Source organism: Kitasatospora sp. NPDC034023 (assembly GCF_055575795.1).
This window is the reverse complement of sequence record NZ_JBVIRY010000044.1, coordinates 1-26,437: the sequence shown is the minus strand read 5'-3', so window position 1 is coordinate 26,437 and position 26,437 is coordinate 1. Positions and strand designations below refer to the sequence as shown.

The following is a 26,437-nucleotide window of genomic DNA, read 5'->3' as shown; positions in this document are numbered from 1 at the left end:
TCTTTAGTTGAGAAGGGACGCTGTGAGCGTCATGACCCTGGTCTCCTACGAGGACGCTCTGGCGTCGTACGACCCGGTGATGGGCCTTGAGGTCCACGTCGAGCTCGGTACCAAGACCAAGATGTTCTGCGGCTGCTCGACCGAGCTGGGCGCCGAGCCGAACAGCCAGACCTGCCCGACCTGCCTGGGCCTGCCGGGCTCGCTGCCGGTGGTCAACGCGGTCGGCGTGGAGTCGGCCGTCAAGATCGGCCTGGCGCTGAACTGCGACATCGCCGAGTGGTGCCGGTTCGCCCGGAAGAACTACTTCTACCCGGACATGCCCAAGAACTTCCAGACCTCGCAGTACGACGAGCCGATCGCCTTCAACGGCTACCTCGACGTGCAGCTCGAGGACGGCTCGACCTTCCGCGTGGAGATCGAGCGCGCCCACATGGAGGAGGACACCGGCAAGTCCAGCCACGTCGGTGGCGCGACCGGCCGCATCCACGGCGCCACCCACTCGCTGCTCGACTACAACCGGGCCGGCATCCCGCTGATCGAGATCGTCACCAAGCCGATCGAGGGGGCCGGCGAGCGCGCCCCCGAGGTCGCCAAGGCGTACGTCGCCGAGCTGCGCGAGGTCATCCGCTCCCTCGGCGTCTCCGAGGCCCGGATGGACAAGGGCCAGATGCGCTGCGACGTCAACCTGTCGCTGCGCCCGAACGGCACCGAGAAGTTCGGCACCCGCTCGGAGACCAAGAACGTCAACTCGCTGCGCAGCGTGGAGCGGGCCGCCCGGTACGAGATCCGTCGGCACGCCACCGTGCTGAGCGACGGCGGCACCATCGTGCAGGAGACCCGCCACTTCCACGAGGACGACGGCAGCACCACCTCGGGCCGGATCAAGGACAACGCCGAGGACTACCGCTACTTCCCCGAGCCGGACCTGGTGCCGGTGGCCCCCGCCCGCGCGTGGGTCGAGGAGCTGCGCGCCGCCCTGCCCGAGCTGCCGCGGGTGCGCCGCGCCCGGCTGCAGGCCGAGTGGGGGCTGTCCGACAAGGACATGCAGTCCGTCCTCAACGCCGGTGCGGTGGGGCCGATCCAGGAGACCATCGCGGCCGGTGCCCCGGCCGACCAGGCCCGCAAGTGGTGGATGGGCGAGCTGGCCCGCCGTGCCAACGAGACCGGCACCGAGCTGAGCGAGCAGCCGATCACCCCGGTGCAGGTCGCCCGGGTCGCCGCGCTGGTCGCCGAGGGCAAGCTGAACGACAAGCTGGCCCGCCAGGTCATCGAGGGTGTGCTGGCCGGCGAGGGCGAGCCGGACGAGATCGTCGAGAAGCGCGGCCTGGCCGTGGTCTCGGACGACTCCGCGCTGGGCGCCGCCGTCGACCAGGCGATCGCCGAGAACGAGGGGATCGCCGCCAAGATCCGCGACGGCAAGGTCCAGGCCGTGGGCGCGCTGGTCGGCGCGGTCATGAAGGCCACCCGCGGCCAGGCCGACGCCGCCCGCGTGAAGGACCTGATCCTCGAGAAGCTGGGCGTGGAAGGACAGTAAGCACAGCCTGGAGAAGCCGGGCGGCTCCGCCTGAGCGGCTTCTTCCCAGGGCACCTAGGCTGTCGACCCTTCCTTCCTAAGGCGCCTAAGGCATCTAAGGCCCTCTAAGTAAGGTCTAAGGCCCGGTCTCACCCCCGTAATGGGGTGAGGCCGGGCCTTAAACCTTTCCCGGCGCCCGATCTAAGGCCTCCGGGCCCCCGAAGATCGGGCACGCTCCCGATGCCGCACCCCCCACTGGGAGAGGAAGCTCTTACCTGTCAGCAAGACAGCAGTGAGAACCCACAAAGGGGACCTGAAGTGATCGAGTACCAGACCTTCCAGCAACACGCCCACGAGCTCGTGGCCCGCGCCGAGCACGAGCGCCTGGTGCGCGAGGCCAAGGAGGCGCGCCGCCTGCGGCAGCGTCCGGTGGCCACCCGCTTCCAGCGGCGCCCCGTGCGTCAGCCCGAATGCTGACGGTGCGGCACCAGGGCGGTGCCGACGGAGTTACGGAGGGGGAGACGCTGCGAGTGAGCGTCTCCCCCTCCGGGCGTTCGCCAGGGGAGATAACCCCTCGGCCGGTCCCCACCGGCTATGGCATGCTCGCCTCCATGCAGCAGATATCGGTCAGCCCCGTCTTCGTCGGCCGTGGCAGCGAGATCACCGAACTGACCGACGCGCTGCGCCGGGCGGGCACCGGCAGCCCGCAGGCCGTGCTGATCGGCGGCGAGGCCGGCGTCGGCAAGACCCGGCTGCTGGAGGAGTTCCTGCAGCGTGCCGCCGACCGGGGCGCGGTCACCTCGCTCGGCAGCTGTCTGGAGGTCGGCGCCGAGGGCCTGCCCTACGCGCCGCTGGCCGCCGCACTACGCCGGCTGCACCGCTCACTGGGCGCCGAGTTCGAGGCCGCGGCGGCCGGCAGCGAGGGCCATCTCGCCCGCCTGATCTCCGAGTTCGGCGAGGCCGACGGCGAACCCAACGACGAGTACGGCCGGGCCCGGCTGTTCGAGCACACCGCGAGGCTGTTCGAACGGCTCGGCGCGGAGCGTACCCTCGTCCTCGCCGTCGAGGACCTGCACTGGTCCGACCGCTCCACCCGCGAACTGCTCGCCTTCCTGGTGCGCACCCTGCACCGCTCCCGGGTGCTGCTGGTCGCCACCTACCGCAGCGACGACCTGCACCGCCGGCACCCGCTGCGCCCCTTCCTCGCCGAGCTCGATCGGCTGCGCACCGTCCAGCGGCTGGAGTTGGCGCGGTTCGTCCGCCGCGAGGTGGCCGCCCAGCTGGCCGGGATCCTCGGCACCGCCACCCCCGACCGCCAGCTGGTGGACCGGATCCACCGCCGCTCGGAGGGCAACCCCTTCTTCGTCGAGGAGCTGGCCACCGCCTTCGAGGACGGCTGCGGCGCCGGGCTGACCGACTCGCTGCGGGACATCCTGCTGGTGCGGGTCGAGGGCCTGGACGAGGAGGCCCAGCGGGTGGTGCGGATCGCCGCCGAGGGCGGCTCGCACGTCGAACACGCCCTGCTGGCCGCCGTCCTGGACGACGACGAGGAGGCGCTGATCGAGGCGCTGCGGTCGGCCGTCGGCGCCAACATCCTGCGTCCGGACAGCGAGGGCGAGGGCTACCGGTTCCGGCACGCGCTGGTCCGCGAGGCGGTTTCGGACGACCTGCTGCCCGGCGAACGCCACCGGATCAACCGCAAGTTCGCGCTCGCCGTGGAGGCCCAGCCGCAGCTGGTCTCCTGCGACGCGCTGCCCGCCCGGCTGGCCAACTACTGGTACCACGCGCACGACCCGGCCCGCGCCCTGCCGACCGCCCTGGAGGCCGCCCGCGCGGCCCGCCGCCGCAACGCCTTCGCCGAGCAGCTTGGCATGCTGGAACGGGCCCTGGAGCTGTGGGACATGGTCTCCGAGGAGGTACTGGCGCACACCCTGCGCCCCTACGACTGGGCCGAGACCTACCCGCCGGGCTCCTGCGACCACAGCGCCGCCGACGAGGAGTGCGACCGGATCCAGCTGGAGGACGTGCTGGCCGAGGCGGTGGTCGCGGCCCGGCGCTGCGGCGATCGCGAGCGCGGCCTGAGCCTGGCCAAGCGCGGGGTGCGGCTGGTCGACGAGACGGTGCACCCGGTGCGCGCGGCCTGGTTCCGGATCAACCGGGCCCGGATGCTGGGCAGCCTGCGCCGCTCCGGCGACGAGGCGGAGATCGGCCACGCGCTGCGGCTGGTGGAACCGCTGCCGCCGTCGGCCGTGCAGGCCGAGGTGCTCGCGCTCGGCGCCGGCTCGGCGATGCTCAAGCAGCCCGGGCCCGAGCACCTCGAACTCGCCGAGCGGGCGATCCGGATCGCCGAGCAGGTCGGCGCGCACGCGGTCGAGGTGCACGCCCGGATGACCCTCGGCGGCCTGCGCTACGACGTGCACGGCGACGCCGAGGGCGGGCTGGCCGAGCTCGCCGGGGCGGTCGAGCGGGCCCGCCGGCTGGGCGTGCCCGACCTGCTGCTGCGCGGCATCAACAACCTGGCCAGCATGCAGCGCGGGCTGGGCCGGGCCGAGGACGCCGTCCGGCTGGCCCGCGAGGGCCTGGAGTTCGCGGACGGCAACGGCCTGCTGCGCAACGTCGGCACCATCCTGACCGGCAACCTGGTCGAGGCGCTGACCGACCTCGGGCGGGTCGGGGAGGCCGCCGAGGTGCTCGCCGCCTGCGAGCTGACCAGCCTGAGCGGTACCCACGCCGAGTTCCTGGACCGGATGCGCGGCGAACTCGCCCTGCTGCAGGGCGACCTGCCCACCGCGGCGACCATGCTGGCGCAGGCCCGGTCGGCCAACCGGGTCGGCCAGGTCCAGCACAGCGTGCCGATCAGCCGGCTGGCGGTGCGGCTCGCCGCGCTCGGCGGCCGACCGCTGGAAGCCCGGGCCGAACTGCTCGCCGCGCTGGCGGAGGGCGGACGGCTCGGCCACGAGTCCGACGTCTACCCGCTGCTGGCAGAGGCCGCCGGGGTGGAGGCGGACATCCGGGGCCTGCCGCAGGCCGCGGCGGGCCGGGCCGAGGCGCTGGCCGCGATCCGGGAGGCGGCCGCCGTGCTGCGGCCCAGGGCGCCGCTGCACCATGGCTGGGCCCGGCTGCTGGAGGCCGAACTGGCCCGCGCCGAGGGCGCCGACACCCCCGCGCTGTGGGGCGCCGCGCTCGAGGCGCTGCGGCCGACCGGCCTGCCGTTCCCGCTGGCGCTCGCCCTGCTGCGGGCCGCCGAGGCCGAGGTGCTGGCCGGGCGGCGCGAGGCCGGGGCCGAACTGCTGCGCGAGGCGGCCGAACTGGCGGCCGTACGGGACGACCGGACGCTGGGGGCGCAGATCGCGGGCCTCGCCGAGCGGGCCGGGCTGAGCCTGGCCCCCGCCGAGCGGGCGGCGGCGGAGCCGGCTCCGGCCGCGTCCGTCGGGGACTCCTTCAACCTGACCCCCCGTGAGCGGGACGTGCTCCGATTGCTCGCGCGCGGCTGGACCAACCGGCAGATCGCCGAGGAGCTGTACATCTCTCCGAAGACCGCAAGCGTGCACGTCTCCAACATCCTGGGCAAGCTCGCGGTCGGCGGCCGGGGCGAGGCAGCCGCGCTGGCACACCGGTTGCGGCTGTTCCCGGACGATCCGGCACCGTCCGGCCGTTGAGACCCGGCCCCGCCGCCGGGGCCGGACCGCTCGAGGGCGGTCCGGTCCCGGCCGCGGGGCGCTGCCGTGTGCTCCCGTGTGATCCCGTGCGCGCCGCGTGAGCCCCCGCCCGCGCGCCGCCGCCAACCGGGCCGATCCGTCGGAATCGAGGGCATTTCCCCACCCTTGCGCCATTACTCTAAGTTGAGTGTGTGTGTCATTGAGTGACGGATTTGGTGTAGGGTCCATTTTGGGAGCATCGGTGCGGTGCGGCGACCGGCAGGCCGCCCACCCCCTGGGCCACCGTCCTGACGGGGCGCCAGGTCACCGCGTACGGCCGAGAGGTGCGCGTCCGGTGGCCCGTGGCCGGGGCGCGAGGCCCCGGGCCGGAGGGGGAGAGGCCGAGTGAGCTCCACCGATACGGTGTTGCCCGGAGCCGGACGCCCGGGCGCGCCGCCCGCCGATACGTCCGCCGTCGACATGCCCGCGCCCGCCCGGCGCGGCCCGCTGCGCCGGCTCCTGGAGAGCCGCACGCTGCCCGGGCTCGTCCTGGGCGCACTCTGCCTGGCCTACGCCATGGGCGCCGCCGCCGGCTGGGGATCCCGCCGACTGTCCATCTTCATGGGCGACTTCGGCCTGGCCGCGGCGGCCCTGGCGGCCGCGCTGTCCTGCCTGGTGTACGGCTGCACGGTCGGCGGGCACGCCCGCCCGGCCTGGCTGCTGTTCGGCCTCTCCTCGCTCATGGTCGCCTTCGGCAACGGCACCTGGGGCTGGTACGAGCTGGTCGTGCGCACCCCGCTGCCCCAGGACTCGCTCGCCGAGTACGCCTTCCTGCTGTTCGCCCCGCTCGCCATCACCGGCGTCCTGGTGCTCGCCCAGCGCCCGCGCTCCGCGGCCGGCTGGCTCTGCCTGCTGCTCGACGGCTGGCTGATCGCCGGCTCGCTGTTCACCCTCAGCTGGAGCCTGGCGCTCGGCCGGATCGCGGCCGGCGAGGACGGCTCCCCGCTGCGGCTGGCCCTCAACCTGGCCTACCCGGTGCTGGACATCCTGCTGGTCAGCCTGGTGGTCGGGCTGCGCTTCGGCGGCCGGGACGGCAACCGGGCGGCGGTGCACACCGCGATGCTGGCGCTCGCCGTCACCGTGCTGTGCGACGCCCTGTTCACCTCCCCGGAGCTGCGCAGCAGCTACCACTCCGGCGAACTGCTGGACGCCGGCTGGTTCTCCGGCAGCCTGCTGCTGGCCTGGGCGCCGTGGTCCCAGCGCTGGCGCCGCCCACTGCGCGAGCACCCCTCGGCCGGCGGCCTGCCGCGCCGCCGGGTGGCCACCACCTTCAGCGTGCTCACCCCGTACGCGGCCGCCGCGGTCTGCACCGCCGGCATCCTCTATAACGCCCTCGGCGGGCGTGCGTTGGACCGCGTGGTGGCCGCGGCCGCGTGCACCGTCGGGCTGGCGCTGATCCTCAGGCAAGGCGTGATGCTGCTCGACAACCTGTCGCTGGCCCAGGAACTCGCCCACAAGGAGGCGCACTTCCGCTCCCTGGTGCAGGGCTCCAGCGACGTCATCATGATCGCCGGGGGCAACGGCGTGCTCTCCTACGTCTCCCCGGCCGCGCTCGGCGTGTACGGGCGGGACCCGGAGGAACTGGTCGGCGGCAACCTGCTGGACCTCGTCCACCCCGAGGACGTGGACCGGGTGCTCTCCGAGGTCCGCCGTTACCTCGCGCGGGTCCGGCTCACCGCCCACCGCGTCCCCGGCACCGCCGAACCCTCCGCCCGGGTGGAGTGCCGGATCAGCTCCGGCGGCGGCGAGTGGCTGCACGTCGAGTCCACGGTCAGCCGGCACCGCGACGGGCTGCTGCTCAACAGCCGGGACGTCACCGAACGCGTCATGCTCCAGGCCCAGTTGCAGCACAACGCCTTCCACGACCCGCTCACCGACCTGCCCAACCGGGCCCTGTTCACCCAGCGCCTGCGGGCCGCCCTCGGCGCCCGCGGCCAGCAGGGCGAGGCGGGCGCCGGGATCGCCGTGCTCTTCCTCGACCTGGACGGCTTCAAGGCGGTCAACGACTCCGCCGGGCACCAGGTCGGCGACGAGCTGCTGGTGCAGGCCGCCCGCCGGCTGCAGGGCGCCGTCCGCTGCGGGGACACCGTGGCCCGGTTCGGCGGCGACGAGTTCGCCGCGCTGGTCTGCGGCCCGCTCGGCCGCCTCCAGGTCCAGGAGCTGGCCGAACGGCTGCGCGTCGCGCTCTCCGAGCCGTACTGGATCGGCGGTGCCGAACTCGGCGTCGCCGCGAGCATCGGCATCTCCTTCGGCACCCCCGAACGCGGCCCGGCCGGCGACCCCAGAGCCGCCGCCGACGAACTGATGCGCAACGCCGACCTCGCGATGTACCGGGCCAAGTCCGAGGGCAAGGGCCGCGTGGTGCTCTACACCCCCGCGATGCGGGCCGACCTGGAGCGCCGCACCGAGCTGGAGGAACGGCTGAGACTGGCCGTCCGGGAGGGCGGCTTCACCCTGCTCCACCAGCCCGTGGTGGACCTCGCCGACGGCACCGTGGCCGGTGTCGAGGCGCAGGCCCGCTGGCGCTCGGCGGGCGGCCTGCTGCTCACCCCGGCCGAGTTCCTGCGCTCCACCGAGCACGGCGACGCGTCCACCCGGTTCTCCCGCTGGCTGGTCCACGAGGCGGTCACCGCGGCCGCCGCCCGGCGCGGCCTCGGCCGCGGCCGAGGCGTACCGGAACCCGTCCCGGTGGCTGTCCGGCTCTCCGCCGAGCGGCTCTGCTCGCCCGGGCTGTACGAGACGGTGGCCGCCGCGCTGCGCGACAGCGGCCTGCCGGCCGGCGAGCTGGTGATCGAGGTGGCCCGGATGGGACCGGACTCGCTCGCCGACGAACTCGGCCGCCGGCTGGCCGCGCTGCGCCGGCTCGGCGTCTCCACCTGGCTGGCCGGCTACGGCGCCGGCAGCGGCTCGCTCGGCGCCCTCGCCCGGCTGCCCCTGGACGGCCTCAAGCTGGACCGCACCCTGGTCCAGGACCTCGGCGAGTCCTCGCTCGCCCGCACGCTCGCCGGGCACGCCCTGCGGCTCGGCCGCGACCTCGGGATGGCCACCGCCGCCGAGGGGGTGGACCTGCCCCGCCAGGTCGCCGTGCTGCAGGAGCTGGCCTGCGGGCAGGCCCAGGGCTCGGCCTTCGCGCCGACGCTGGACGAACCCCGGCTGCGCCGCGCGCTGGCCCGCCGCGGCTACCCGCTGCCGAAGCCGCTCGGCCCGCTCTCCGCCCGGCGCGGATACCCGGCCGCCGACACCCGGACGAGTGGCCGCCCGGACTCCGCGCCGGGACGTGTCGTACGTCACCACGGGGGCGCTGACCTGCCCGAACACCGGGCCGCTACTGGTCCGGCAGGTGGTCCGCATGGCGAGACGGTCATCCCACCTGCTTGACACGCCACCCTGGACGGGAGGATGGTCGTTGCCATGCGCACCCGAATTCTCGTACTTGGCGGGCGCGTCGGCTGACAGGGCTCGCTCGCCCTGCTCGTGACAGACCGACGCGCCACCCCTCGCATGCCCTTGGGCACGAGGGGTTTTTTGTTGCACTGACGCTGTTCCACCCCGCAAGACCCCTGGCCTCGACCCCCCGAGAACCTCCGACTCGTCGGAATGAGCGGGACGATTGAGGCAGAGCCGGCGATCGACCCGGACCGGGACCCCACCTCGCAGCACCGGGGCCCGCAGCCGGGTCGGCAAAACCCGAGAAGAGACAGGCAGATGACCGAGCACGCCGCATCCCCCCGCCGCGGGGACAACCCGGCCGCCAACGCTCCCCAGCACGTCGTCGAGACCATGACCGGCGCCCAGTCGCTCATCCGCTCGCTGGAGGCCGTAGGCGCGGACACCGTCTTCGGCATTCCGGGCGGGGCCATCCTTCCCGCGTACGACCCGCTGATGGACTCCGCCAAGGTGCGCCACATCCTGGTCCGCCACGAGCAGGGCGCCGGCCACGCCGCCACCGGATACGCCCAGGCCACCGGCCGGGTCGGGGTCTGCATGGCCACCTCCGGCCCGGGCGCGACCAACCTGGTCACCCCGATCGCCGACGCCTACATGGACTCCGTGCCGATCGTCGCCATCACCGGCCAGGTCTCCTCCAAGGCGATCGGCACCGACGCCTTCCAGGAGGCGGACATCTGCGGCATCACGATGCCGATCACCAAGCACAACTACCTGGTCACCGACCCCGCCGAGATCCCCCGGGTGATCGCCGAGGCGTTCCACATCGCCGCCACCGGCCGCCCCGGCCCGGTCCTGGTCGACATCGCCAAGGACGCGCTGCAGGCGACCACCACGTTCCGCTGGCCGGTCGAGACCGCCCTGCCCGGCTACCGCCCGGTCACCAAGCCGCACGCCAAGCAGATCCGCGAGGCCGCGAAGATGCTGGTCGGCGCGAAGCGCCCGGTGCTCTACGTCGGCGGCGGCGTCATCAAGGCGCAGGCCACCGCCGAGCTGCGGATCCTCGCCGAGCTGACCGGCGCCCCGGTGGTCACCACCCTGATGGCGCTCGGCGCCTTCCCGGACAGCCACCCGCAGCACCTGGGCATGCCCGGCATGCACGGCTCCGTCCCGGCCGTCACCGCCCTGCAGAAGTCCGACCTGCTGTTCACCCTCGGCGCCCGCTTCGACGACCGCGTCACCGGCAAGCTGGACGGCTTCGCCCCGTACGCCAAGGTCGTCCACGCCGACATCGACCCGGCCGAGATCGGCAAGAACCGCCCGGCCGACGTGCCGATCGTCGGCGACGCCCGCGAGGTGCTCGCCGACCTGATCGTCGCCGTCCAGGCCGAGTTCGACGCCGGCCACAAGGGCGACTACGCCGAGTGGTGGGAGAAGCTCGACGAGTGGAAGACGACCTACCCGATCGGCTACGAGCCGGCCCCGAGCGGCGAGCTCTCGCCGCAGCAGGTCATCGAGCGGATCGGGAAGCTGGTCGGCCCCGAGGCGATCTACGCGGCGGGCGTGGGCCAGCACCAGATGTGGAGCTCGCAGTTCATCCGCTTCGAGAAGCCCGGCACCTGGCTCAACTCCGGCGGCGCCGGGACCATGGGCTACGCCGTCCCCGCGGCGATGGGCGCCAAGGCCGGCCGCCCGCAGACCCCGGTCTGGGCCATCGACGGCGACGGCTGCTTCCAGATGACCAACCAGGAACTGGTCACCTGCGCCCTGAACGACATCCCGATCAAGGTCGCGGTCATCAACAACGGCTCGCTGGGCATGGTCCGGCAGTGGCAGACGCTGTTCTACAACCAGCGCTACTCCAACACCGTGCTGCACGCCGGCCCGGGCCACGACGGCATCGAGCCGCCGGCCCAGGGCACCCGGATCCCCGACTTCGTCCTGCTGTCCGAGGCGATGGGCTGCGTGGGCCTGCGCTGCGAGCGCCCCGAGGACCTCGACGCCGTCATCAAGCAGGCGATGGAGATCAACGACCGCCCGGTCGTCATCGACTTCATCGTCCACCAGGACGCCATGGTCTGGCCGATGGTCGCGGCCGGGACCAGCAACGACGAGATCCAGTTCGCCAAGGGCGTCCGTCCCGACTTCGGCGACGACGACTGAACCGCCCCCATCCAGAGCGACTGAGGAACCACATGTCCAAGCACACCCTCTCCGTCCTGGTCGAGAACAAGCCCGGCGTGCTCGCCCGCATCGCCTCGCTGTTCTCCCGTCGGGGCTTCAACATCGACTCCCTCGCCGTCGGCCCGACCGAGCACCCGGACGTGTCCCGGATGACGATCGTGGTCAACGTCGAGGACCTCCCGCTGGAACAGGTCACCAAGCAGCTCAACAAGCTCGTGAACGTGATAAAGATCGTCGAACTCGACCAGGCCGCTGCGATCCAGCGGGAACTGGTCCTGGTGAAGGTCCGCGCCGACAACGAGACCCGGTCGCAGATCGTCGAGATCGTCCAGCTGTTCCGTGCCAAGACCGTCGACGTGTCGCCCGACGCGGTGACCATCGAGGCCACCGGCAGTTCGGACAAGCTGGAGGCCATGCTCCGGATGCTGGAGCCTTACGGCATCAAGGAGTTGGTCCAGTCCGGCCTGGTCGCGATCGGCCGCGGCGCCCGTTCGATCACGGACCGGTCGCTGCGCGCCCTGGACCGCAGCGCGTAACCCGCGCGTCCCACCCGCCCGTCGCCCGCCACCGTCCTTCCGACGGCGCGCCGACGCGCGGCACCCCTCGAGCAAAGACTCATACCCCCGCCGGGTGCGAATACGGTAGGCACCGCGTACCCGGCACCCATCACGCAAGGAGATGTGCCCCCGTGGCCGAGCTGTTCTACGAAGACGACGCCGACCTGTCCATCATCCAGGGCCGCAAGGTCGCGGTCATCGGCTACGGCAGCCAGGGCCACGCCCACGCGCTGTCCCTGCGCGACTCCGGCGCGGACGTCCGGGTCGGCCTGAAGCCGGAGTCCAAGTCCCGCGCCAAGGCGGAGGAGGCCGGCCTGCGCGTCGTCACCCCGGCCGAGGCGGCGGCCGAGGCCGACGTCATCATGATCCTGGTCCCGGACCCGATCCAGGCCGACGTCTACGCGGCGGACATCGCCCCGCACCTGAAGGCCGGCGACGCCCTGTTCTTCGGCCACGGCCTGAACATCCGCTACGGCTTCATCAAGCCCCCGGCGGACGTCGACGTCTGCATGGTCGCCCCGAAGGGCCCGGGCCACCTGGTTCGCCGCCAGTACGAGGAGGGCCGCGGCGTCCCGGCGATCGTCGCCGTCGAGCAGGACGCCTCGGGCAAGGCCTTCGCCCTGGCGCTGTCGTACGCCAAGGGCCTGGGCGCCACCAAGGCCGGCGTCATCAAGACCACCTTCACCGAGGAGACCGAGACCGACCTGTTCGGTGAGCAGGCCGTCCTCTGCGGTGGCACCGCCGCCCTGGTGAAGGCCGGGTTCGAGACCCTGGTCGAGGCCGGCTACCAGCCGGAGATCGCCTACTTCGAGTGCATGCACGAGCTGAAGCTCATCGTCGACCTGATGTACGAGGGCGGCCTGGAGAAGATGCGCTGGTCGGTCTCCGAGACCGCCGAGTGGGGCGACTACGTCACCGGCCCGCGGATCATCACCGACGCCACCAAGGCCGAGATGAAGAAGGTCCTCGCCGAGATCCAGGACGGCACCTTCGCCAACACCTGGATCGCCGAGTACAAGGCGGGCCTGCCCAAGTACCACGAGTACAAGAAGGCCGACGAGGGCCACCTGCTGGAGACCACCGGCAAGAAGCTGCGCTCGCTGATGAGCTGGGTCGACGACAAGGCCTGAGCATTTCCGGGTCGTTCCGGCGGCCCGATCTCGTAACTTCCTTGTACAAGTAGGCTGCTCTCGTCCGGGTGATTTCGCCGGACGGGAGCAGCCTGGCACCCAGCCCGTCGATACACTCCGAGTGCGCGTCAGGCCCACAGCGTCGTGCGTCTACCTACGCGGCATGCCACCTTCCCCCGCCCTTCCACGCCACCTTCGTGCCGGGGGAACCGCAGAGTTAAGGACACACTGTCGTGAGCACTGTGACATCCAAGACCGCCGTCGTTCTGATCGCCGAAGAGCTGTCGCCCGCCACCGTCGACGCCCTCGGTCCCGACTTCGAGATCCGCCACTGCAACGGCGCCGACCGCACCGAGCTGCTCACCGCGATCGCCGACGTCGACGCGATCCTGATCCGCTCCGCCACCAAGGTGGACGCCGAGGCGCTGGCCGTCGCCCGCAAGCTCAAGGTGGTCGCCCGCGCCGGCGTCGGCCTGGACAACGTGGACGTCGCCGCCGCCACCAAGGCCGGTGTGATGGTCGTCAACGCGCCGACCTCCAACATCGTCACCGCCGCCGAACTCGCCTGCGGCCTGCTGATCTCCGTCGCCCGCAACATCGCGCCCGCCAACGCCGCGCTCAAGCAGGGCGAGTGGAAGCGCAACAAGTACACCGGCGTCGAGCTCAGCGAGAAGACCCTCGGTGTCGTCGGCCTCGGCCGGATCGGCGTCCTGGTCGCCCAGCGGATGTCCGCGTTCGGGATGAAGATCGTCGCGTACGACCCCTACATCCAGGCCGCCCGCGCCGCGCAGATGGGCGTCAAGCTGGTCACCCTCGAGGAGCTGCTCGAGGCCTCGGACTTCATCACCGTCCACCTCCCCAAGACCCCCGAGACCATCGGCCTGATCGGCGACGAGGCGCTGCACAAGGTCAAGCCGACCGTGCGCATCGTGAACGCCGCCCGCGGTGGCATCGTGGACGAGGAGGCGCTCGCGAGCGCCCTGCGCGACGGCCGGGTGGCCGGCGCGGGCCTGGACGTGTACGCCAAGGAGCCGTGCACCGACTCCCCGCTGTTCGGCTTCGACAACGTGGTCGCCACCCCGCACCTGGGCGCCTCCACCGACGAGGCGCAGGAGAAGGCCGGCATCGCGGTCGCCCGGTCGGTGCGCCTCGCGCTGGCCGGCGAGCTCGTACCGGACGCGGTGAACGTCCAGGGCGGCGTGATCGCCGAGGACGTCCGCCCGGGCCTGCCGCTGGCCGAGAAGCTCGGCCGGATCTTCACCGCGCTGGCCGGCGAGGTGGCCGTCCGGCTCGACGTCGAGGTCCGCGGCGAGATCACCCAGCACGACGTGAAGGTGCTCGAACTGTCCGCGCTGAAGGGCGTGTTCGAGGACGTGGTGGCGGAGACGGTGTCCTACGTCAACGCCCCGCTGTTCGCCCAGGAGCGCGGTGTCGAGGTCCGCCTGACCACCTCCAGCGAGAGCCCCGAGCACCGCAACGTGATCACCGTGCGCGGCACGCTCGGGAACGGCGAGGAGATCGCCATCTCCGGCACGCTGGCCGGCCCCAAGCAGACCCAGAAGATCGTCGGCGTGGACGCCTTCGACGTGGACGTGGCGCTCACCGACCACATGGCCTTCTTCAAGTACGAGGACCGCCCCGGCGTGGTCGGCGTGCTCGGCCGCCACCTCGGCGACGCCGGCATCAACATCGCCGGCATGCAGGTCGCCCGCGACGGCGGCGGCGCGCTGGCCTCCATCACCGTGGACAGCGAGATCCCGCAGGAGGTGCTGTCGGTGATCGCCGCCGAGATCGGCGCCCGCTTCGCGCGCTCGGTCGACCTGGGCTGATCCTTCCGGCCCGAGCAGGGCCCGGACCGCCGTTCGTACGGTGGTCCGGGCCCTGCTGCGTTCTCCCGGGTGGGTCCCGTCTCAGATACTAGGAAATCCAAGTATTCGTGCAGACACGGCCGGGGCGGGGCCTTACCGTGGAAGAGCCATACGGTGTGCCGCCCCTGTAGCCAGGGCGTGCGGCCCGTGTGCGCGTGCGCCCTCACGGGCAGGCGATCCCTGCTCCCGCGCGTTCCCTCCCGCCGCCTGCCGCCACCCCTCTTGGGACGCCGTGCGGCACCTCCGTCTCCACCCTCTTGTCGCGTCCTCCAGCGCGCCGCTTCCAAGGAGCCCGGTATGCCCTCCACCGCCGACCGCCACGCCACTCCCGCCCCCGCCGCCACCTCCGTCCGCGCCCCGCGCCGCCGCCGGTCCGCCGAGCGGAACACCTTCGCGGCCGCCGCCCTGCAGCGCTCGCTGGACCGCCGTGACAACGGCGGTGCGACCGGCCACCTCTGAGCGGCACCGCGGGTGGCGTTCATCGGCCTACTGGGCCGAACGGATTGACGGTGTGTCACCCCGTAGGGTGCAACCCCGGTCCGTTCGAGGGACGTTGCTCGCCCGGGCTGGCGCGATCATCCTAATTTGGGGCCCCCGGAAGGGTGATCGACGTCCGCGCGGGCGGGCGTCAGCGGCACGCGGTGCGGATCAGTCCCCCGGCCGGGGGAGAGGGCCCAGTGCGTCTGCCACCCGTCCGCCGACCCGTCGCCCGGATCGGCCTCACCCTGGCCCTGCTGGCCGGGAGCGCCGTCCTCGCCGCCACCCCGGCGGTCGGCGGCCCACCGACCGCGGGACCGCCAGCCGCCGGACCGCCGGGGGTCGGCCGAACGGCCTCCGTCCTGCTCGAACTCACCACCGAGGCGGCCGGCCCCGCCTGGCGGCGCGCCGCCGACGGGGCCCGGCGGGAGCGGCGCTCCCCGGAGGCCGTCCGCCGGGAGGCCGCGCAGGCCGGCGCCGCTCAGCGGGGCCGGGCCGGGGACGCGCTCGACCGGCTCGCCGGGGCCGTCCACCGGGCGGCGCCCGCCGCCCGCGAGCTCTACCGCACCCGCACCCTGCTCACCGGCCTCGCCGTCAGTGCGCCCGCCGACCGGCTGCCCGCGCTGCGGGCGCTGCCCGGCGTCGGGGCCGTCCACCCGATCGTCAACAAGCGGCGCGACAACGCCTACTCCGTCCCGCTGACCGGCGCCCCGCAGGTCTGGGCCGGTGACTCCGCGCCCGCCGGCAACACCGGGCAGGGCGTGCGGATCGGCATCATCGACAGCGGCATCGACTACACCCACGCGGACTTCGGCGGCCCCGGCACCGAGGAGGCGTTCCGCTCGGTCGAGCGCGGCAAGCCCGCGCCGCCCGCGCTCTTCCCCAACGCCAAGGTGGTCGGCGGCAAGGACCTGGTCGGCGACGACTACGACCCCGACCCGGCCTCCCCGCACCACCAGCCCGTGCCGCACCCCAGCGACAACCCGATCGACTGCGTGCGCAACGGGCACGGCACCCACGTCGCCGGCACCGCGGCCGGGTACGGCGTCACCGCCGACGGCCGGCCCTACGCCGGTCCGTACGGCCCCGGGCTCGACCCGGCCTCGTTCAAGGTCGGCCCCGGCGCCGCCCCCGGCGCCCAGCTGTACGCGATCCGGGTGTTCGGCTGCGACGGCTCCACCGACCGCCTCGCCCAAGCCCTCGACCTGGCCGCCGACCCGGACGGCGACGGCGACCTGGGCGACCGGCTGGACGTCGTCAACCTCTCGCTCGGCAGCCGCTTCGGCAGCACCGACGACACCGACGCGCTGGCCGTCGACCGGCTCGCCGCGCTGGGCACCGCCGTGGTCGCGGCCGCGGGCAACGAGGGCGACGTGTACGGCATCGGCGGCAGCCCCGGCACCGCCGCCCGGGCGATCACCGTCGCCGCCTCCGTCCACGGGCACGCCGACGTGGACGGCATCACCGTGCTCGACCCCGCCGCCACGGCCGGAGTCGTCCCGGCGCACTGGAGCGAGCGCTACCGGGGCTGGGCCACCGCCGACGTCAGCGGCGAACTCGCCCTGCCCGCCGACCAGTCGGACGGCTGCACCGCCTTCAGCGAAGCCGACCGGCAGCGGCTGGCCGGGAAGATCGCCCTACTCGCCTGGAAGACCAGCGAGGCCGACCGGCCGTGCAACTCCGGCCCGCGCGCCGACCACGCCGCCGACGCCGGAGCGATCGGCGCGCTGTACGCCGCCGACACCGACCACCTCGCCGAGATCGCGGGCAACGACCGCATCCCGGCCGTCCTGCTGGCCCACGCCGACGGCGAGCGGCTGCGGCAGGCCGCGGCCGCCGGGCCGGTCCGGGTCCGGCTCGCCGCCCCCGCCAACCCGCTGCACGGCTCCGTCGTGCAGAACCAGCCCGCCCGGGCCGACACCCTCACCGACTTCACCTCCCGCGGCATCGGCGTGCCCGGCGTGGTCAAGCCCGACCTGGCGGCCCCCGGCGAGACCATCTGGTCCGCCCTGGTCGGCAGCGGCACCGGCGGCCAGCGCGAGAACGGCACCTCCATGGCCGCCCCGCACGTCGCCGGGCTCGCCGCGTTGGTCCGTGCCGCGCACCCGGACTGGCCGGTCGAGCAGCTCAAAGCCGCGCTGATGAACACCGCCACGGACACCTACCTCGGCGACGACCACAGCGGGCCGGTCTACGGGCCCGAGCGCACCGGGGCCGGCCGGGTCCAGGCGGACCGGGCGGTCCGCACGCCCGTCGTCGCCTACTCGGCGGGCGAGGGCACCGAGGAGGGCGGCGTCGGAATCTCCTTCGGGCCGGTCGAGGTCGGCGGGCCGACGGCGCTCGTACGTGACATCGAGGTCCGCAACCACGCGGACTCGCCGCTGAGTTACCGCACCGGCTACGCGGCGGCCACCGAACTGCCCGGCGCCTCCTTCGAGGTGGCCCCGGCCCGGGTCGACGTCCCCGCGGGCGGCACCGCACGGGTACGGGTGACGCTCTCCGTCCCCGGGGAGCTGGGCCGCGCGCCCGACCCCACCATCGACACCGTGCAGGGCGGCAGGGCCCGCAGCTACCGGGGCGAGCTCTCGGGACGGGTGCTGCTGACGCCGCTCGCGAACGACACCCTGCCCCAGCTGCGGATCCCGGTGCTCGCCGCCCCACGGCCCGCGAGCGACCTCGCGGCGACGGCCACCGTCCGGACCGCCCGGGACGGCACCCTTGTCACGGTCGGCGGCAGCGCCGCGCCCGGCGCCACGCCCGGACTGGTCACCGCCCTCGCCCTCGGCGGCGAAGGAACGCGCTGGGCCGACTGCCCGCCCGGCAGCGGCGCCGCCGTCGGGCCGGGCGCGGGCATCCGGCCCGAGGACGCGGGGGAGGAGACCGGCCCCGCGCAGGACGTCTGCGTCGAGCACCCCGGCGAACGGTCCGCGAACCTGCGAGCGGTCGGCGCCGCCGTCGACCACGAACTGCTGTACGTGGGAGCGCAGTTGTGGGCCCCTGCGGCCACCCCGGTCGGGCTGTACGGCGTGCGGGTCGGGCTGGACACCGACGGGGACGGCAGCACCGACGTCATCCTCAAGGCCGACCGGCTGCGCGGCAGCGATGTCCTGGTCTCCCGCGCCCTCGACGCCCGCACCGGAGCCGAGCTCGACGTCCAGCCGCTGAACGCCCGCTGGGGCGACACCGACACCGCGCTGCTGGACAGCGACGTGCTCGTCCTGCCCGTCCGACTGGGCGCCCTGCCCGGCGTCGGCCCCGGCCACAGCACCGTCCACTACGGCGTCTGGACCGGCGTCGCCGCCTCCGGTACACCGGACCCGGCCGAGGCCTACGCCGCCATCGGCCTGCGCGGCACCCGACCGGTCGTCCCGCTGGACGTCCTGCACCCGGCCCTCGCCGCCCGGGCCGGCCTCATCGGCCCCCCTGCGGTGCTCGCCCCCGTGGGCCCGGGCACCGTCCTCGACGTGCACCGCACGCCGGGCGACAGCTCCCGGCTCCTGCTGCTGCACCACCTCAACCCGGGCGAGCGGCGGGCCCAGGTGCTGACCCTGCCCTGACCCCCGGCACCCGACCGCAGGGGCGGCCCGCCGACCACGGCAGGCCGCCCCTACGCGTTCGGGGCCTCCTCGGGGTTCGGGGCCGCCTGGGCGGCGCGGCGGTCCCGGCGGGGGGTGCGGGTGGGGCGGCGGGTGAGGCGGGCGAAGACGGCGACCAGGGCGAGGGCGGCGGCGGTGGCGGAGGTGACGGTGAGGCCGTCGGTGAGGCCGGGCGGGCGGAAGGAGCAGGCGATCCGGGAGGCGCCGGGGCCGAGGGGGACGCCGATCATGCCCAGGACCGGGGTGGGGGCGGCGTAGCGGCCGCCGTCGACGGCGCAGGTCCAGCCCTCGGTGGCGGGGACGGAGAGCAGCGCGGTGCCGGTGGAGCCCGCCGGGAGGGCGGCCGAGAGGGTGTGCCCGTCGGCGTCGACGCGGGTGGCGCCGGTGGCGGTGAGGCGGGCGACGGCGGCGTCCAGGGCGCCGGTGCGCAGGCAGCCGATCGGGCGGGCGGGGACCTGGCTGACGGTGTCGGACCGCAGCGTCACCCGGACCACCCCGTCCGCCGGGACGGTCCCCAGCCGGTGGATCGCCACGGCCGTGGTGGGCTGCTCGCCGTCGCTGCGGTAGCTGGTGCCGAGGCCGCTGACCGTGCCCCGGTACCAGACGCCCTGGAAGAACGCCGTCGAGCCGGGTGTGCAGGCGGCGGTGAGGACGGTGCCCTCGTCGCCGGGCGGCACCGACCAGCCGCTGGTGCCGTGCAGGGTGGGCGCCGGGCCGCCGGCCGGGACGGGCAGCGGGGCGTCGTACACCTGGCTGCCGAGCAGCGACTCCTGTCGGGACCAGACCGAGGAGGTGTCCGGCCGGGCGGTCGGCGCCAAAACGGTGACCAGCGGCGGTGCGGCAGCCCGGCCGGGGGCGAAGCCGTACGGTGGCGGACCGTCGTCCAGGTGGGCGTGGACAGCGAACAGCGCCTGCCCGACCGGGTCGGTGACGCTCGCGGTCTGCCGCCCGCCGGCCGTCCAGCCCGCGCCGAGGTCGTGCAGCAGCAGGGCGGTGACGGTCGGCAGGTAGCCGCTGAAGTAGCCGCCGCCCTGGCCGCCCAGCAGCAGCGGGTCGTTGGTGGTGAAGGTGTGCGGGCCGGGGTCGCTGCGGCCGTGCGGCCAGTCGTCGGCGGTGCGGACCGCCGCGTGCCCGGCCCGCACCGCCGCCGGGGGGACGCTGTCGGAGGGGGCCGCGCCGAGCGCCGCGTACCCGGACCAGACGGCGTTGCCGAGCACCGCGCCGCCGATCACCCAGGTGGCGAGGGTGTTCGCCCGGCGGTCGGGGTGCCGGCGGTCCAGGATCCACAGCGCGGCGAGCAGGACGGTGCCGCCGACGGTCAGCAGCACCCAGGTGGCCGGGCGGACCGACTGTCGGGTAGCCGCCAGCGCGGCGATCACCGTGACCACGGCGGCGCCGCCCAGCAGGGTGAGCGGGTCCGGCCGGTGCGCCAGCGACACCCAGCCGGCCAGCACCAGCAGCCCGCTGAGCACGAAGGCGACCCGGTACGGGCCGCCGGCCGGGATCGCCAGACCGTGCCAGACCAGGACGGTCGGGGTCCAGAAGAAGCCGAGCACCACCAGCACCAGCGCCGCGCACCAGGCCGCCCGCTCGCGCGGCCGCACCCGCCGGTTGAACGGCAGCCCGCACACCAGCAGCAGCCCGAACAGGCCGATCGCCACGTCCGGCAGTGCCCGTCCGCCGTGGGTGGCGGGCAGCAGCTGGGCGAGGTGGCCGCCGAGGCCGGACGGGCCGAGCGGCTGGACCGGGGACTCGGGCTGGGCGCCCCGCGCGGCCAGGACCGCGACGAACAGCACCGGGGAGGCGAGCAGCACCCCGGCCGTGGCCATGGTGACGGCCCGGCCGGTCGCCCGGACCCGCTGCCGGAACGGCCTCGAGGTGGCGGCCAGCCGGACGGCGAAGAGGAGTCCGGCCGCCAGGGTGGCCAGCGCGGCGGTGTACAGGTTGCCGGCCCAGGCCAGGGCGACGCAGAGGGCGCCGGCCACCCAGCGCCGCTCGTGCAGGCACCAGTCGGCGGCGAGGCCGAGCAGCGGCAGCGAGACCAGGCCCCAGAGCCACATCGGCGCGGCCCCGCCGACGTCCAGCACCCAGGCGCACAGCCCGTACCCGACGGCGGCGAGCACCCGCAGCCGGTGCGGGCCGGGGTGGAGGCGGCCGAGCAGGTGGGCCATCAGGGCGGTGCCGAGGCCGATGGTGGCGAGGGTGACCAGGAGGACGGCGAGTTCGCCCCGGTCGCGGGGGAGGAGCGCGGTGAGCCAGGAGAACGGGTTCATCAGGTAGGCGAAGAAGTCGGCCAGGAACGGGACGCCGTACCCGCTGTTCCAGTTGAACAGCAGGTCCCCGGGGGTCTCCCCGTGCAGCAGGTCCCACAGGTGGGCGTGGTACGGCACCGCGACCGCCTCCGCCCCGGCGGGCCACCGCCCGCGCAGTCCGGCCGCCAGCGCGTACCCGGCCATCGCCAGCCCGGCCGCGCCCCCGCAGACCAGCACCTCCCGCCGCCGCTCGCCCCTCACCCACGCGCCCCGTTCTGCCAGTGACCCCGGACTTCGCCACCCTAAGCGCGCCCCCGGCGCGGGATCCGACGTACGCGCTCCTTCAAAGGAGTGGCGTCCGGGAAGGCTTGGCCGAGTAGCCTGAGAGGGCCGTCAGGATGCCCGTATGGGAGGAACCGTGAGCGTCGCGCCGTACCCCGACTGGATCCGGCCTCCTGTCAGCGGCTACGTCGCCGAGGACCTGGACCGGCTGCCTGATCTCCCGCCGCACACCGAGCTGCTCGACGGGAGCCTGATCTTCATGAGCGCACAGACGAAGTTCCACATGCGGACGTTGCGCAGGTTGGAACGGGCGCTGGAGGGCGCTGTCCCGGCGGGGTGGGAGGTGTGGCGGGAGATGACGGTCAAGCTGAACCGGCGCGACCGGCCCGAGCCCGACCTCATCGTGGTCGACGAGCGGGGCGACACCGGGCCGAGGCAGACGATGTGCGAAGCGGAGGACGTGCTGCTGGCCGTGGAGGTGGTGTCCCAGGAGTCGCAGGAGCGGGATCGTGACACCAAACCCCGGAAGTACGCTGCGGCCGGCATCCTGCACTTCTGGCGGGTGGAGGGTGACGACGAGGGCCGCCCGATCGTCTACGTGTACGAGCTGGACCCGGCCACCAGGGCCTACGGTCTGACCGGCATCCACCACAAGCAGCTGAAGGTCGATCAGCCGTTCCCGGTCGAGATCGACCTGAGCTGACCTGAGCCGACCCGCCCCGACCTGACCCGTGCCGACCTGACCCGTCCGGATGGTGGACGCCAGGTGTCAGCTCCTGGGACGCCGGAGTAGGGTCCGAGCATGTCTCGCACCATTCGTCTCGCAGTTGTCCCGGGTGACGGCATCGGCCAGGAAGTGGTGGCCGAAGGCCTCAAGGTCCTGGGCGCCGTGCTTCCCGCCGATGTGAAGCTGGAGACCACCGAGTACGACCTCGGGGCCCGGCGCTACCACCGGACGGGGGAGACGCTGCCGGACGACGTGCTGGCGGAACTGAAGTCGCACGACGCGATCCTGCTGGGTGCCATCGGCGACCCGAGTGTGCCGTCGGGGGTGCTGGAGCGCGGGCTGCTGCTCAAGCTGCGCTTCGCCTTCGACCACCACATCAACCTGCGTCCGGGTCGCCTCTTCCCCGGGGTGACGTCCCCGCTGGCCGGCGCGCCCGACATCGACTTCGTGGTCGTCCGCGAGGGCACCGAGGGCCCGTACGTCGGCAACGGCGGCTCGCTGCGCACCGGGACGCCGCAGGAGGTGGCCACCGAGGTCAGCCTGAACACCGCGTACGGCATCGAGCGCGTGGTGCGCGACGCCTACCGCCGGGCCCAGGCGCGGCCGCGCAAGAAGCTCACCCTGGTGCACAAGAACAACGTGCTGGTGCACGCCGGGCACCTGTGGACGCGGATCTTCGCCGAGGTCGGCAAGGAGTTCCCCGAGGTCACCACCGACTACCTGCACGTCGACGCGGCGACGATCTTCTTCGTCACCCAGCCCGAGCGCTTCGACGTGATCGTCACCGACAACCTGTTCGGCGACATCCTGACCGACCTGGCCGCCGCCGTCACCGGCGGGATCGGCCTGGCCGCGAGCGGCAACATCAACCCGAGCGGCGAGTTCCCGTCGATGTTCGAGCCGGTGCACGGCTCGGCGCCGGACATCGCCGGCCAGGGCAAGGCCGACCCGACCGCCACCGTGCTGTCGGTCGCCATGCTGCTGGAGCACCTCGGCTTCGCCGCCGAGGCCGCCAAGGTCGAGGCCGTCGTCGCGGCGGACCTGGCCGAGCGCTCCGGCACCCGCAGCACCTCCGAGGTCGGCGACGCGCTCGCCGGCCGAGTATCCGCCGGCTGACGGGCCGGACCCAGGAGCGGACTTCCGGCCGACGGGCCGGATCCGACAAGGTTTCCGGCCAGGTGGGCCGGACCGCATAACCGCAGCTTGCAGCTCTCAAAGGAGCGGGCAGCTGTTCGGCACGGCCCTCTGGATGCGAGTATCGACAGTGGGTCGTGTCGCTGTGCGTCCGTTCCGGCGTTCGATCGCTGAAACGTCCCTGCGGCGGTGGCGGCCCGGACCAACCCCACGGTGAAGGAAACAGCCATGAGCACGCCCACCCAGGCGCCCATCACGTTCGACCTCAAGCCCTCCGCCCACCCGCTGCCCGCAGCGGAGCGCGAGGCCCGGCTGGCCAACCCCGGCTTCGGCCGGGTCTTCACCGACCACATGGTCACCATCCGCTGGACCGAGGGCGTGGGCTGGCACGACGCCCAGCTGGCGCCGTACGCGCCGCTGGAGATCGACCCGGCGAACATGACCCTGCACTACGGCCAGGCGATCTTCGAGGGCCTGAAGGCCTACCGCCAGGCCGACGGCTCCATCGCCACCTTCCGTCCGGAGGCCAACGCCGCCCGCTTCCAGGCCTCGGCCCGCCGTCTGGCGATGCCCGAGCTGCCGGTCGAGACCTTCGTCGAGGCCGTGGAGCTGCTGGTCCAGCAGGAGCAGGAGTGGGTCCCGAACGAGCCGGAGCAGAGCCTCTACCTGCGTCCGTTCATGTTCGCCACCGAGGTCGGCCTGGGTGTCCGCCCGGCCAACTCCTACCTCTTCATGATCATCGCCTCGCCGGCCGGCGCCTACTTCCAGGGCGGCATCAAGCCGGTCTCGGTCTGGCTCTCCAAGGAGTACGTCCGGGCCGCGCCCGGTGGCACCGGCGCCGCCAAGTGCGCGGGCAACTACGCCGCTTCGCTGGTCGCCCAGGCGCAGGCCGCCGAGAAGGGCTGCGACCAGGTGGTCTGGCTCGACGCCGCCGAGCACCGGTGGGTCGAGGAGATGGGCGGCATGAACCTGTACTTCGTCTTCGGCGAGGGCAAGGACGCGAAGATCGTCACCCCGGAGCTGTCCGGCGCCCTGCTGCCCGGCATCACCCGTGACTCGCTGCTCCGGCTCGCCGGCGACCTCGGCTACGCCGTCGAGGAGCGGAAGATCTCCACCGACGAGTGGCAGCAGAGCAACGCCGACGGCACCCTCACCGAGGTCTTCGCCTGCGGCACCGCCGCCGTCATCACCCCGGTCGGCTCGGTGAAGTCCGCCGCCGCCGACTGGACCGTCGGCACCGGCGAGCCCGGCCCCGTCACCATGGAGCTGCGCAAGGCGCTGCTGTCGATCCAGGGCGGCCAGACCCCCGACACCCACGGCTGGCTGCACAAGATCGTCTGATTCCGGAACGCGCACACCGGCTCCGGCCTGCCACGTTCCGCATCGCGAGACGGGTGGGCCGGATCCCGGGCGCTGTGCCAGACTGCCGATGTGTCCTCGCTTTCGCTGATTATCGGCAGCAGGCGCGCCGGTCCGCAGTGACCGCTTCCGCAGGACCCGATGCGGAGCGACCACGAGCGTCCAGACCCGCGCGCAGACCTCTCGCACCCGCGAGGGGTCTTTTGCTTTGCGGCGCGGCCCGCCCCACACCCTGGGCGCCGCCCCACCGAGCGAAGCCACCCGGACCGGCCGAGAGCCCCCACGAAGGGCTCGGGGAGACCGGGCCGCGCGCGAGATCCTGGACAGTGGAGCCGGGACCAGAAATCCGGCCAGAGCAGTACGAGCCTCCCCGAACGGAGAACCAGGGGTCATGACCGAGGTCAGCCGTACCGACGACAGTTTCCACGTGTTCGACACCACGCTGCGCGACGGCGCCCAGCGCGAGGGCATCAACCTGACGGTGGCGGACAAGCTGGCCATCGCCCGGCACCTGGACGAGTTCGGGGTCGGCTTCATCGAGGGGGGCTGGCCCGGGGCCAACCCGCGCGACACCGAGTTCTTCGCCCGCGCCGCCGCCGAGCTGGAGCTGGAGCACGCGCAGTTGGTCGCCTTCGGCGCCACCCGCCGGGCCGGCGGCCGGGCCGCGGACGACCCGCAGCTGGCCGCGCTGGTCGGCTCCGGCGCCCCCGTGGTCACCCTGGTCGCCAAGTCCCACGACCGGCACGTGGAGCTGGCGCTGCGCACCACCCTGGACGAGAACCTGGAGATGGTCCGGGACAGCGTCGAGTTCCTGCGCTCCCAGGGCCGCCGGGTGTTCATCGACTGCGAGCACTTCTTCGACGGCTACCGGGCGAACCGCGGGTACGCCCTCGCCGTGGTCCGGGCCGCGCACGAGGCCGGGGCGGACGTGGTGGTGCTGTGCGACACCAACGGCGGGATGCTGCCGGCCGACGTCCGGGAGATCGTCACCGACGTCCGCGCGTACTGCGACACCTACCGGCCCGGCGCCCGGCTCGGCATCCACGCCCAGGACGACACCGGCTGCGCGGTCGCCAACACCCTGGCCGCGGTGGACGCCGGCGCGACCCACGTCCAGTGCACCGCCAACGGCTACGGCGAGCGGGTCGGCAACGCCAACCTGTTCCCGGTGGTCGGCGCGCTGGAGATCAAGCACGACCGCCGGGTGCTGCCCGAGGGCCGGCTGGCCGAGATGACGCGCATCTCGCACGCGATCGCCGAGCTGGTCAACCTGGCCCCCTCCACCCACCAGCCGTACGTCGGCTACTCGGCCTTCGCCCACAAGGCGGGCCTGCACGCCTCCGCGATCAAGATCGACCCGGACCTGTACCAGCACATCGACCCCGAGCGGGTCGGCAACTCCATGCGGATGCTGGTCTCCGACATGGCCGGCCGGGCCTCCGTCGAGCTCAAGGGCAAGGAGCTCGGCTACGACCTGTCCACCGACCGGGACCTGGCCGGCCGGGTGGTGGCCAAGGTGAAGGAGCAGGAGAACCTCGGCTACACCTACGAGTCCGCCGACGCCTCCTTCGAGCTGCTGCTGCGCGACGAGGTGCGCGGCAGCCGGGACCGCTTCTACACCCTCGAGTCCTGGCGGACCATCAGCGAGCAGGGCCCGAACGGGGTCTCCGGCAACGAGGCGACCGTCAAGCTCTGGGCCAAGGGCGAGCGCCGGATCGCCGTCGGCGAGGGCAACGGCCCGGTGAACGCGCTGGACCAGGCGCTGCGCACCGCGCTGGAGGGGATCTACCCGCCGCTGGCCACCTTCGAGCTGGTGGACTACAAGGTCCGCATCCTGGAGGGCCAGCACGGCACCGGGTCCAAGACCCGGGTGCTGATCGAGTCCACCGACGGCACGTCCACCTGGTCCACCGTCGGCGTCGCCGACAACGTGGTCGCCGCCTCCTGGCTGGCGCTGGAGGACGCGTACACCTACGGCCTGATCCGCGCCGGGCTGGAGCCCACCGAGTAGTCGGCCTGCGACCCGCCGGTGGCCCGCCGGACTTCGTACGGAGTCCGGCGGGCCACCCGGGCCCGGTCCCGCTCGCTCAGCGGAGGCGGGCGAGCAGGGCGTGTTCGACGAGGGTGATGAGGGCGCTCTTGGCGCTGTCGCGGCGGCGGGCGTCGAGCGTGATGACGGGGGTGTCGGGGCCCAGCTGGAGGGCTTCGCGGACCTCGTCGGCGGTGTGGGGCTGGTGTCCGTCGAAGCCGTTGAGGGCGACGACGAACGGCAG

Annotated in this window: 15 protein-coding genes and 1 pseudogene; 14 read left to right on the top strand and 2 right to left on the bottom strand. The window is 73.5% G+C overall.

Going from position 1 to position 26,437, the window contains the following annotated elements; genetic code table 11:
- Nucleotides 1–31 precede the first annotated feature (31 nt).
- The 10 genes from gatB to ACZ52R_RS37680 all read left to right on the top strand — a co-directional run bounded on the left by gatB (nt 32) and on the right by ACZ52R_RS37680 (nt 18,371).
- Nucleotides 32–1,534 (top strand): Asp-tRNA(Asn)/Glu-tRNA(Gln) amidotransferase subunit GatB, encoded by a 1,503-nt coding sequence (gatB, locus tag ACZ52R_RS37725; protein WP_465617789.1) that lies wholly within the window; start codon nt 32–34, stop codon nt 1,532–1,534.
- Between the two features lie 297 nt (nt 1,535–1,831).
- Complete coding sequence (locus tag ACZ52R_RS37720; protein ID WP_360498779.1) at nt 1,832–1,990, top strand: hypothetical protein; 159 nt, start codon at nt 1,832–1,834, stop codon at nt 1,988–1,990.
- 134 nt (nt 1,991–2,124) lie between these two features.
- Complete coding sequence (locus ACZ52R_RS37715; RefSeq protein ID WP_360498781.1) at nt 2,125–5,172, top strand: helix-turn-helix transcriptional regulator; 3,048 nt, start codon at nt 2,125–2,127, stop codon at nt 5,170–5,172.
- 459 nt (nt 5,173–5,631) lie between these two features.
- Nucleotides 5,632–8,589, top strand: a complete 2,958-nt coding sequence (locus tag ACZ52R_RS37710) for a putative bifunctional diguanylate cyclase/phosphodiesterase (protein WP_465617791.1) — start codon at nt 5,632–5,634, stop codon at nt 8,587–8,589.
- A 327-nt stretch (nt 8,590–8,916) separates the two neighbouring features.
- Entirely contained in the window at nt 8,917–10,761 is a 1,845-nt protein-coding gene (locus tag ACZ52R_RS37705) for an acetolactate synthase large subunit (protein WP_465755035.1), read from the top strand.
- Nucleotides 10,762–10,793: 32 nt separating this feature from the next.
- The gene (gene ilvN / locus ACZ52R_RS37700; protein ID WP_238951331.1) at nt 10,794–11,318 is read left to right on the top strand and encodes an acetolactate synthase small subunit; all 525 of its coding nucleotides are present in this window, start codon (nt 10,794–10,796) and stop codon (nt 11,316–11,318) included.
- A gap of 152 nt (nt 11,319–11,470) precedes the next feature.
- Nucleotides 11,471–12,469, top strand: coding sequence for a ketol-acid reductoisomerase (gene ilvC / locus ACZ52R_RS37695; RefSeq protein ID WP_360498784.1), 999 nt, complete (start codon nt 11,471–11,473; stop codon nt 12,467–12,469).
- Between the two features lie 242 nt (nt 12,470–12,711).
- Nucleotides 12,712–14,298 (top strand): phosphoglycerate dehydrogenase, encoded by a 1,587-nt coding sequence (gene serA, locus ACZ52R_RS37690; RefSeq protein ID WP_396287769.1) that lies wholly within the window; start codon nt 12,712–12,714, stop codon nt 14,296–14,298.
- A 336-nt stretch (nt 14,299–14,634) separates the two neighbouring features.
- On the top strand, nt 14,635–14,796 hold the full coding sequence (locus ACZ52R_RS37685; protein WP_465617754.1) for a hypothetical protein: 162 nt from the start codon (nt 14,635–14,637) through the stop codon (nt 14,794–14,796).
- Nucleotides 14,797–15,014: 218 nt separating this feature from the next.
- Complete coding sequence (locus ACZ52R_RS37680) at nt 15,015–18,371, top strand: S8 family peptidase (RefSeq protein WP_465755034.1); 3,357 nt, start codon at nt 15,015–15,017, stop codon at nt 18,369–18,371.
- A 50-nt stretch (nt 18,372–18,421) separates the two neighbouring features.
- Here ACZ52R_RS37680 and ACZ52R_RS37675 read toward each other — a convergent pair whose 3' ends face one another.
- Complete coding sequence (locus ACZ52R_RS37675) at nt 18,422–20,923, bottom strand: YfhO family protein (RefSeq protein ID WP_465661086.1); 2,502 nt, start codon at nt 20,921–20,923, stop codon at nt 18,422–18,424.
- Between the two features lie 145 nt (nt 20,924–21,068).
- Between ACZ52R_RS37675 and ACZ52R_RS37670 the strand changes: the two genes are divergently transcribed.
- From ACZ52R_RS37670 to cimA, 4 genes are all read left to right on the top strand, one after another.
- Nucleotides 21,069–21,647, top strand: coding sequence for a Uma2 family endonuclease (locus ACZ52R_RS37670; RefSeq protein ID WP_465617760.1), 579 nt, complete (start codon nt 21,069–21,071; stop codon nt 21,645–21,647).
- A gap of 99 nt (nt 21,648–21,746) precedes the next feature.
- Entirely contained in the window at nt 21,747–22,787 is a 1,041-nt protein-coding gene (locus tag ACZ52R_RS37665) for a 3-isopropylmalate dehydrogenase (protein WP_465617761.1), read from the top strand.
- A gap of 246 nt (nt 22,788–23,033) precedes the next feature.
- Nucleotides 23,034–24,146 carry a branched-chain amino acid aminotransferase gene (locus ACZ52R_RS37660; RefSeq protein WP_465617763.1) on the top strand — a complete coding sequence of 371 codons (1,113 nt, stop codon included), beginning with the start codon at nt 23,034–23,036 and terminating at the stop codon, nt 24,144–24,146.
- A gap of 409 nt (nt 24,147–24,555) precedes the next feature.
- Complete coding sequence (gene cimA, locus ACZ52R_RS37655; protein ID WP_465617765.1) at nt 24,556–26,175, top strand: citramalate synthase; 1,620 nt, start codon at nt 24,556–24,558, stop codon at nt 26,173–26,175.
- A 76-nt stretch (nt 26,176–26,251) separates the two neighbouring features.
- Here the strand turns inward: cimA and ACZ52R_RS37650 are convergent.
- Nucleotides 26,252–26,437: pseudogene (locus ACZ52R_RS37650) on the bottom strand (ATP-binding protein); the annotation flags it as partial.